Consider the following 8,196-nt stretch of genomic DNA (forward strand, 5'->3'; position numbering starts at 1 on the left):
GGTGGGGCGGACGCGGCGAGCCGGGGTCGCCGATTGGGGAGTGCGCTTGGGCTGCCGGATCCCGTGGCGGGGGTCAGTCGGAGGGCGGCTCGGTGAAGTCGTCGGCCGGGCCTGCGAGCTCGAGGTCGGGGTCGCACAAGAGCTCGGCCTGGCGGGCTGGGACGGCTGGGGGCGCGCGACTCGCGAGTCCGAGCGAGCCGAGGATGGCGGCGGCGATCTCGGGCTGCTCGATCGCGGCGATCACGCGCATGCGACCGCGGCAGGAAGGGCACTCGAGGACGTCGCGCACGAATACGCGCTGCATGAGCGCGGACCACGAGAGCCGGCGCGCGCGCGGAGGAGCCGGTACGCGCGGGTTGGGAGCGGAGACAAACCCGTTCGAATCGCGATCCCCGCAGGCGTGCGAGGAGTTTCCCGATCGGCTCGATGGGCGAGCTGAACTGCGCGAGGTCGTGTCGATCGGGTTGCCTGCGCGATCGTTTCCCGGGGCGAGCTGGCCGCGCGACGAGTCAGTCTTGGAGTGCTCCGCAAGTCGTCGGTCACAGCAGATCCCGGCGCGGCCGGCCGCAGCGGGTGCGAGCACGCCGTGGTATCGGACCTGATGCGCGCGCGGTGGTGGGATCAGCGCGACCAGCCGCTCGAGAAGCTCGCCGGGCTCGAAGACGACGTGCGTCGTGCCGTCGCGCCAGCGGCGCTTGAGCTGGTAGCGGAGACGGCCATCGGGTTGCGCCGCGAGCCGCGCGGTAGAGACCGGCGGCCGCGCGACGTAGCGGCACAGCCGCTCCAAGCGCTTGCGGTCCCGCGCGGGGACGGCCACGTTTGCATGCAGGCTGACGCCGTTGACCATCGCGCAGCGTTTGCTTCGCGGCGGTTCGAGGTCGTCCGCAGCAATGCGGTCGCCGACGCGCGCTACGCGCCGGCCGGCCCGTGGGCCCGTCGCAGTTCGGTGTCGGATCGAGGCGGCGTAGAGCTCACCGAGCGTGCTGCCATCGCGCGCCAGCGGGTCTGTCTCGTCGGGGTTCCCGGCGAGAAGCCCGCGGAGTTCGAGCAGACGGATCAGGCGAAGTGCGATCGAAGCAGCGACCCGCTCGACTTCTGCATCCGTCGGTGGTGCCAGAGTGCGGAACTGTGCAGAGCCATCGGCTTCGCGCAGGTAGACGCCGTCGAGGACAAGGGAGTGGAAGTGGACGTTCAGGTTGAGCGCGTCGCCAAAGCGCTGCACGAAGGTGACGGCGCCGCAGCGGGCGATGCGGGCCTGCACGCCGAAGCGAGCGCGTGCGCGGCGCCGGAGTGAGATGAAGACGCTGCGGATGAAGACGTCGAGCGCCGCGCTGCAGAGCTCGGCGTCGAAGGCGAGCCGGTAGCGGAGCGAGTGGGGAAGTGAGAGCACCCACTGGCGCACCGGTGCCTGGGGCAGGACGCGGTCGACCAGGTGCGCGGCGGTGTCGGCCATGCGCCGGCCGACGCAGGCCGGGCAGAAGCCGCGTCCCTTGCACGAGAACGCGACCAGCCGGTCCAGGCCGCAGTCGGCGCAACGCGCGCGCACGAAGCCGTGACGGAGCAGACCGCACTGCAGGTACGCGCGCAGCTCGCGCTCGACAAAGCGCGGCACAATGCGCTCGCGGTCGTGTGCCCGAGCGAGGTAAGTCTCGAGCTCGTCTCGAACGGCCGCGTAGAGTGGCGTCACCTCGGGCGTGCGCCGTGTGTATTGCGCCGGCTGCTTGCGGCGTGCGGCGCGTGACGCAACCAAGACCACTGCGGTTGCGACTGCCAGAACGGTGCCGCGGGGCCGGGGCGGATGTGTGCGCGCCGAGCGAGTCAGTGAACGGATTCGCTCGCGGGCGTGAACGACAGGCCGCCCGTCGCCTCGGAGACGCGCAGCTCGCCGAGACGGCGTAGCCGCTCTCAGGCTGCGAAAGGGGTCACGAGCCTCGGCGCCCCGGCGAGAGGTGCAGCGTTTCCGACGTAGCGGGCCCGCGCTACGCAACCACACCCCCGAGGGACTGTGGGGGGACTTCGGTCCGTTTGGCCCTGATCGAGTGCGTCACTGCTCCGTGTAACCCTGCGAAGTCTCGTCATCTCGCCTACTTGCGCGGCTCACGACTCGTCTCGAGGGCCTGGTCTTAGCAATGGGGTGCTGGTTCGAGTCCAGTCCTGGGCACCGTCGGTAACCGCCGCCGTCCGCCGCTCGTAGAAGTGGCCAGAAACGGAGACGGAGTGCCCGATGGAGAGCGCGAGGATCGCCGCTGAGCTGGAACGCCGCCTGGGGTGGCTGCCGCCGACCGCGGCGCGGGCGACCGTCGGCTGGGTCTTTCTCGAGAGCGGCTGGGGAAAGCTGCACGACCTGGACGGGGTGGTGAAGTTCTTCGCGGGGCTGGGCATCCCGGCCCCGCAGCTGCAGGCGCCGTTCGTCGCCGGAACCGAGCTCGTCGGCGGCGCCCTGCTCTTGCTGGGACTGGCGACGCGCCTCGCATCGCCGCTGCTCATGGGCGTGATGGCGGTCGCGCTTCTCACCGCGCTTCGCGAGCAGATCCACTCGCTCTCGGATCTCTTCGCGCTCTCGGAGTTCACCTACCTCGTGCTCCTTTCGGGGCTCGCGGTGTTCGGCGCCGGGCCGCTCTCGCTCGACGGCTGGCTGTACCAGAGGCTCGCGGCCCGGGATGTTCCCGGCGCCGCAATTCCATGCGCCCCTGTCGGGGCACGGATTCGGAGGAACGATCGATGATTCGCAGCAAGAATGCGGCGCTCGCCGCGGCCGTCGCGGGGCTCTTCGCGCTCGGCGCCGGCCACGCCTTCGCGGCCGAGGGCGGCGCGACCGGCGAGAAGATCAAGTGCGAGGGCGTGAACAGCTGCAAGGGCCACGGCTCCTGCAAGTCGGCGAAGAACGCCTGCGCGGGGAAGAACGGCTGCGCGGGAGAGGGCTTCACGATGCTCTCGCCCGAGGAGTGCGACGCGGCCAAGGCGAAGCTCGAGGAGAAGAAGGGCTGACGGAAGGCGCCGAGCCCCGCGATGATTCCAGCCACTCTTAAGAGTGCGAGCGGGGCGGAGTATCTCGGCGTAGGCGTCGGGCTTCGGCCGACACACTACGCCGAGATACTCGCCGACCCGAGCGCGAAGACGCTCGGAATCGACTTCTTCGAGGCGATCTCCGAGAACTACATGGTGCCCGGCGGGCGCCCGCCGCGCGTGCTCGAGAGCGTGCGCGCGAGCTTTCCGCTCGCGCTGCACGGGGTCTCGCTGAACATCGGCTCGTGCGACCCGCTCGACGTCGACTACCTCGGGCGGCTCGACGCCCTGGCGCGGCGCTTCGAGCCGGCGTGGCTGAGCGACCACCTGAGCTGGACGGGGGTGAACGGCCAGAACCTGCACGATCTCCTGCCCCTGCCGCTCACGGAATCGGCGGTGCGCCACGTGGTCGAACGCGTGTCGCGGGTGCAGGACCGGCTCGGCCGGCGCATCGCGCTCGAGAACATCTCCAGCTACGTGGCCTTTTCGGAGGACGAGATGCCGGAGTGGGAGTTCCTGGCGCAGATCGCGTCGCGCGCCGACTGCGGAATCCTGCTCGACGTGAACAACGTCTTCGTCTCGGCCCACAACCACGGGCTCGACGCCGAGAAGTATCTCGACTCGATTCCGGGTGAGCGCGTGTTCCAGATCCACCTGGCCGGGCCGAGCGAGGCGGGTCCGCTCCTGATCGACACCCACGATCATCCGGTGCGCGAGGAGGTGTGGGCGCTGTACGAACGCGTGATCCGCAGGATCGGCCCGATCTCGACGCTGATCGAGTGGGACGACCGGATCCCGGAGCTCGAACGCGTCGCGGCCGAGGCCGCGCGCGCGAGAGAGGTCCTCACGCGCGCGGTCGCAGCGCGTCGGGGCGTGGCGTGACCCGGACGCTCGATCTCCCCCGCGTCCAGCTCGACTTCGCGCGCGCGATCGCGGCGTCGGGCGCGGGCTCCGCGCGCGACGTCGTCGCCGGGCTCCGATCCGACCTCGGCATTCCCGCCGCGCAGCGCCTGCACGTCTACGCGAACGCATACTTCGCGCGCATCCACGAAGTGCTTCGCGAGGACTACGCCGCGCTCCACGCGGCGATCGGCGCGGACGCGTTTCACGATCTGGCGAAGCTCTATCTCATCGCGCACCCGTCGCGGAGCTTCACGCTTCGCTTCGCGGGCGCGCGCCTTCCCGACTTCCTGCGCGGTCCGGTAGCCGAGCCGTTCTCGCGGCGCTGGCCCTTTTCCGCCGACCTGGCCGCGCTCGAATGGGCGCTGGTCGACGTCTTCGACGCGCCCGACGCGCCGCCGCTCGAGCGGTCGGCGCTCGCCTGCGTCTCCCCCGACGATTGGTCGGAGCTCCGCTTCGCGCTCGTCCCCGCGCACCGCCTTCTCGCGCTCGACTGGCCGGTGCAGGGCGTCGGCGACGCCGCCTCCGCGGGCGAGCCGATCCCGTCGCTCGAGCCTTGCGCGTCGAAGCTCCTGATCCATCGCCGCGACGAGCTCGTGTGGAAGCGCGCGCTCTCGGACACGGAGTTCTGCGCGCTGGAGCGGATCGAGGCGGGACGGGAATTCGGCTCCGTCTGCGCCGCGGTCGCCGAGCGGATCGGTGAAGACGCCGCCGCCGGCTTCACGCTTGCCTGTCTCGAAGTCTGGCTCGCCGAGGGCCTGATCGCCGGCTTGCAATCGGCGGGCTAGAGCTCGCGCCTGCGCAATCGCCGCAGCAGCGCGGCGAGCGGTGGAGTCAAGAGCGCGGCCGCGACGAGCGGCGCCAGGGAGTGCGCGATCAGCTGGTGGAGCGCGCTGTCGCTCGGGCAGGTCGTGTGCACCGCCGCCGCTCCGAGCGCGACTCCGCCGGTGAGCGCCAGAGCCGCGCCGAAGCTCGGCCGTCGCATCGCCGCGTAGACGATGAACCCGCACGCCAGAAGACTCGATGCGAGCCCCAGCTGCAGCGCGTGCGACATGCACGTGACACACGCAGCGAGGTCCGCGCCTCCGAAGCCGAGGTCGCCGCGCGCGAGTCCAGCGATCCCGCCCGCAATGGCAGTGACCACGCCGAACGCCGCCAGTCGCATGCCGAGCCGAAGCGTCGGCTCCCGGCCCGGAACCGCCGACGCGAGCGCCGCGCTGATGGCGCCGAACGCGACCAGCCCGAGGCCGAAGAGCGCGGCGAGATAGCTCGGGCTCGACCACGCCGGGTCCGTGCGGGGTCTGGGCTGCAGCCCGCCGAGCAGCCAGCCCGCGGCGACGATGAGAAGAAAGACCGCGAGCGCCGCGGCGGCCACCGCTCGGAGCGGCGGAATCGCGCGAACGGGTCGGAGATCCCGGACCAGCTCGCGGATGCGATCCTCGCTCGAGCTCGGGCTCATTCGCCTCTCCCCCGCAGCAGCGCCCGCAATGCCCGATAGCCGCGATGCGCGCGGACCTTCAGCGCGCCGGAGCTCACGCCCGCGCGGACCGCGGCCTCGGTGACCGAGAGCCCTTCGAGGTGGATCAGCTCGACCGCCTCGCGCTGCGCCTTCGGAATCGACGCGAGCGCCTGCTCGAGCTCCGGCGAGATGGCGTCGGCGAACGGGTCCGCGGGTTCCACCGCGGGCTCGGGAATCCCATCGATCTCCAAGCTCACCTCGCGCCGCGAGAGCCGCACCCGGGATCGGCCCCAGTCGCTGATCGCATTTCGTAGGACCGCGTGCAGCCAGGGCGTGAACGGGCGCTCAGCCCGATAGGTGTGCCGCGCGCGGTGAATCGAGACGAGCGCGTTCTGCACGATGTCCTCCCGCGCGGCGGCGTCCGACACGCGCGAAGCGACCAGGCGCCTGGCGAACGGCAGCAGCTCCAGCAGAAGTCTCTGATACGCCTCGCCGTCGCCGGACTGCGCCGCGACCATCCAGCCCCGCCAGGATTGCTCGCGCTCATCCAACACGTCGCGCCGACCGTCCATACGCTCCCGCCGGCGCCGAGGTTACGTCGGCCGATCTCGGGAGTCAGCCTGAATTTCGCACACGCGCCAGTCGCGAATCGGCGAGTGCTCCGATCGCGGCTTCGACGAGGTCGCGCGAGCGCTCCAGAGTGTCGTCCTGGAAGGCGAGCGTCGGCAGGTAGCCGGGCGCGGCGCGCCAGGGCGGATCGCCCTCTCGCGCGGGCCAGACGCCGAACTCGTGCACGCCCGTGCGGCCCTCCGGCTCGCCCTCGCACAGGTGTGCCATGCGCAGCGCGTAGCGCGCGGCCCACTCGGGGCTGCGGCTCCACCAGGCGCGCTGGAACAGCGGGAACAGCGCGAGCAGCGCGTCGTAGTCGTGCTCGGCCGCGAGGAGCAGGTTCGGGATCCGCTCGCGCAGCCGCACGACGAGCGCGCGGATCCCGTCGTAGACGGGGTGGTCGGCGTCGTTGGTCCAGACGTGGATCGTGTCGAGGAAGACGCCGTCGAAGCCGAAGCGCGCGGCGAGCGTCTCGATCTGCGTCGCGAGATCGTCGCGCCAGCCGGGATGCCCGGGGTTCAGCCAGGCCTGCCAGCCGGTGTCGTGCGCGCGCGCGAAATCCCAGTCGGGCTGATTGCCGTGGAAGCGGTTTCCGGTCGCGCTCTTCAGCACCGCCTTGGGATCGAGCGCGCGGAAGCGCGGCAGCGTCGCGTTCACGCAGTTGCCGCCGAACATCGGCATCAGGTGAACGCCGAGCGCGCGCGCGCCGTCGCAGAGCGCGGCGAAGCCCGCGTCACCGCCGAGCTTGGGCTCGGGGCGGTAGTCGCCGTACTGCCAGTACTATCGGCCTTCCCAGCCGGGCAGATAGGCGAGGACGTGTTTCCCATCGATCCGCTCGGCGACGAAGCGAAGCACGCCGAGCATCCCCGCGTAGTCGAGAAACGTGCGCCCGGTCCAGTGCATGCCGTGCAGCGTGAGCGCCAGGCGAAGCTCGCGCGCCCAGCTCGGAACGTCCTCGCGCTCGGCCCAGTCTCGCAGGCCGAAGACGCGCCGCACGAACGCGAGCTGCGCTTCCAGCATGCCCGCGACCGCGTCGCCGCGCGCGATCACGCAGGGCGGCGCCTCGTGCTCGCGCCCGAAGCGGCTCGCGTCCTCCTCGTGGATGATCTCGAGGCTGCCCTGCCCCGCCCGCTCGCCGGTGCGCTCGATCGCGACCGCGAAGCGCTTCTCGCGTACGCGCGGATCCTCGAAGCGAACCGCGATCGGCTCGCCGCCGCAGCGCAGCGTCACCAGCGGCAGCGGCAGGCGCTGCGGATAGGCGAGGATCTCGCCGAACTCGCGCACCTCGCGAGCGGCACCGCTCTCGACGATCTCGAGCGGCGTCGCCAGGCCGCGGAGCACGAGCTTCGTGCAGCGGATCGGCTCCGGCGCCTCGGCGCGCAGATGGATCCGCAGCGCGCCGTCCGGAGCGGGCTCGACGCGGAGCTCGCAGGAGCCCGGGTGGCGCTCCTGCTGCCCGGCGCTGGCCAGACCCGAGGCGCGCACGACGAAGGCGCCGCCTTCGCCGTGCGCGCGGGTCCGCTCCGGATCGATCCCGTAGACGTTCGCGAGCGTCACCACCTGGACGCTGAACGCGAATCCGAAGGCCTCGAATACGGGGTCGCGGAGATCGAAGCTGGGAACGTGCACGGGCTCAGCCTAGCCCATGCGCCCTCAGTTCCCGCAGATGGTCTCCTTGCCGGTCGAGAACGAGAAATCGCACGGGGTGCCGTCCGCGATGAAGTTCCCCTTGCACGACGCCTTGAACGAGAACTTGTGGGTCGAGAACGAATACGAGTCCGACTCGCTGCAGATCATCGAGCAGTCGAGCGACGTGGCGCCGATGTCTTCCAGATCGTCGACGCAGGAGCGCTGGCTCTTGATCTGCGAGCTGCTCTCGGAGATCGCCTCCTGACAGCCGATCTGCTCCGAAATCTCACAGATCTCCTCGCAGTCACTCCTTCGCAGCACGTGCAGCTCGCGCTCATCCGAGTCGAAGGTGACCACGTAGTTCGCGATCGACGGATGCTCGGGCTCCGGTCAAGCGGCTTTAAGTGTGTAGAAGTTCTTGGGCGCGGAGAGCGCGTACTTTCTCCAACCGAGATTCATCGTGAGGGCGACGTAGGCCAGCAGGCGGTGAGTCGTCGTCTCCCCGCCGGTGATCTCCATCGCCTTCGTCCTGCGCTTGAACTCCTTGTTCACCCGTTCGATCGGATTGGTCGTGCGTAGGCTCGCCCAGTAGC

11 protein-coding genes are annotated in these 8,196 nt (G+C 70.7%); 4 read left to right on the forward strand and 7 right to left on the reverse strand.

Annotation, left to right across the window (positions count from 1 at the left end):
* Positions 1-73: 73 nt before the first annotated feature.
* The gene (locus FJ108_17040; GenBank protein ID MBM4337595.1) at positions 74-1,993 is read right to left on the reverse strand and encodes a transposase; all 1,920 of its coding nucleotides are present in this window, start codon (positions 1,991-1,993) and stop codon (positions 74-76) included.
* A gap of 231 nt (positions 1,994-2,224) precedes the next feature.
* Between FJ108_17040 and FJ108_17045 the strand changes: the two genes are divergently transcribed.
* From FJ108_17045 to FJ108_17060, 4 genes are read left to right on the forward strand one after another with little or no spacing between them, the layout of a single operon-like run.
* Positions 2,225-2,725, forward strand: a complete 501-nt coding sequence (locus tag FJ108_17045; GenBank protein MBM4337596.1) for a DoxX family protein — start codon at positions 2,225-2,227, stop codon at positions 2,723-2,725.
* Entirely contained in the window at positions 2,722-2,988 is a 267-nt protein-coding gene (locus FJ108_17050; protein ID MBM4337597.1) for a hypothetical protein, read from the forward strand. The genes FJ108_17045 and FJ108_17050 overlap by 4 nt, the downstream gene beginning before the upstream one ends.
* 21 nt (positions 2,989-3,009) lie before the next feature.
* Positions 3,010-3,888, forward strand: coding sequence for a DUF692 domain-containing protein (locus tag FJ108_17055; protein MBM4337598.1), 879 nt, complete (start codon positions 3,010-3,012; stop codon positions 3,886-3,888).
* Positions 3,786-4,694 (forward strand): DUF2063 domain-containing protein, encoded by a 909-nt coding sequence (locus tag FJ108_17060; GenBank protein ID MBM4337599.1) that lies wholly within the window; start codon positions 3,786-3,788, stop codon positions 4,692-4,694. Before FJ108_17055 ends, FJ108_17060 begins: the two co-directional genes overlap by 103 nt.
* Here FJ108_17060 and FJ108_17065 read toward each other — a convergent pair.
* The 6 genes from FJ108_17065 to FJ108_17090 all read right to left on the reverse strand — a co-directional run.
* Positions 4,691-5,365, reverse strand: coding sequence for a DUF1109 family protein (locus tag FJ108_17065; protein ID MBM4337600.1), 675 nt, complete (start codon positions 5,363-5,365; stop codon positions 4,691-4,693). The two genes, FJ108_17060 and FJ108_17065, sit on opposite strands and share 4 nt — an antisense overlap.
* Positions 5,362-5,937, reverse strand: a complete 576-nt coding sequence (locus FJ108_17070; GenBank protein ID MBM4337601.1) for a sigma-70 family RNA polymerase sigma factor — start codon at positions 5,935-5,937, stop codon at positions 5,362-5,364. The genes FJ108_17065 and FJ108_17070 overlap by 4 nt, the downstream gene beginning before the upstream one ends.
* 43 nt (positions 5,938-5,980) lie before the next feature.
* Positions 5,981-6,655 (reverse strand): hypothetical protein, encoded by a 675-nt coding sequence (locus FJ108_17075; protein ID MBM4337602.1) that lies wholly within the window; start codon positions 6,653-6,655, stop codon positions 5,981-5,983.
* 99 nt (positions 6,656-6,754) lie between these two features.
* Complete coding sequence (locus tag FJ108_17080; protein ID MBM4337603.1) at positions 6,755-7,603, reverse strand: hypothetical protein; 849 nt, start codon at positions 7,601-7,603, stop codon at positions 6,755-6,757.
* Positions 7,604-7,627: 24 nt separating this feature from the next.
* Positions 7,628-7,960, reverse strand: a complete 333-nt coding sequence (locus FJ108_17085) for a hypothetical protein (protein ID MBM4337604.1) — start codon at positions 7,958-7,960, stop codon at positions 7,628-7,630.
* 33 nt (positions 7,961-7,993) lie between these two features.
* Positions 7,994-8,196 (reverse strand): hypothetical protein (locus FJ108_17090; protein MBM4337605.1); only part of this gene is annotated, 203 nt, incomplete at its 5' end.

It is taken from the genome of Deltaproteobacteria bacterium, from assembly GCA_016875225.1.
Taxonomy (GTDB): domain Bacteria; phylum Myxococcota_A; class UBA9160; order SZUA-336; family SZUA-336; genus VGRW01.

Excerpts from the sequence above, each read along its gene's own strand:
- FJ108_17045 (MBM4337596.1), top strand. The coding sequence starts at position 2,225 with ATGGAGAGCGCGAGGATCGCCGCTGAGCTGGAACGCCGCCTGGGGTGG.
- FJ108_17050 (MBM4337597.1), top strand. The coding sequence starts at position 2,722 with ATGATTCGCAGCAAGAATGCGGCGCTCGCCGCGGCCGTCGCGGGGCTC.
- FJ108_17055 (MBM4337598.1), top strand. The coding sequence starts at position 3,010 with ATGATTCCAGCCACTCTTAAGAGTGCGAGCGGGGCGGAGTATCTCGGC.
- FJ108_17065 (MBM4337600.1), bottom strand. The coding sequence starts at position 5,365 with ATGAGCCCGAGCTCGAGCGAGGATCGCATCCGCGAGCTGGTCCGGGAT.
- FJ108_17070 (MBM4337601.1), bottom strand. The coding sequence starts at position 5,937 with ATGGACGGTCGGCGCGACGTGTTGGATGAGCGCGAGCAATCCTGGCGG.
- FJ108_17075 (MBM4337602.1), bottom strand. The coding sequence starts at position 6,655 with ATGCCGATGTTCGGCGGCAACTGCGTGAACGCGACGCTGCCGCGCTTC.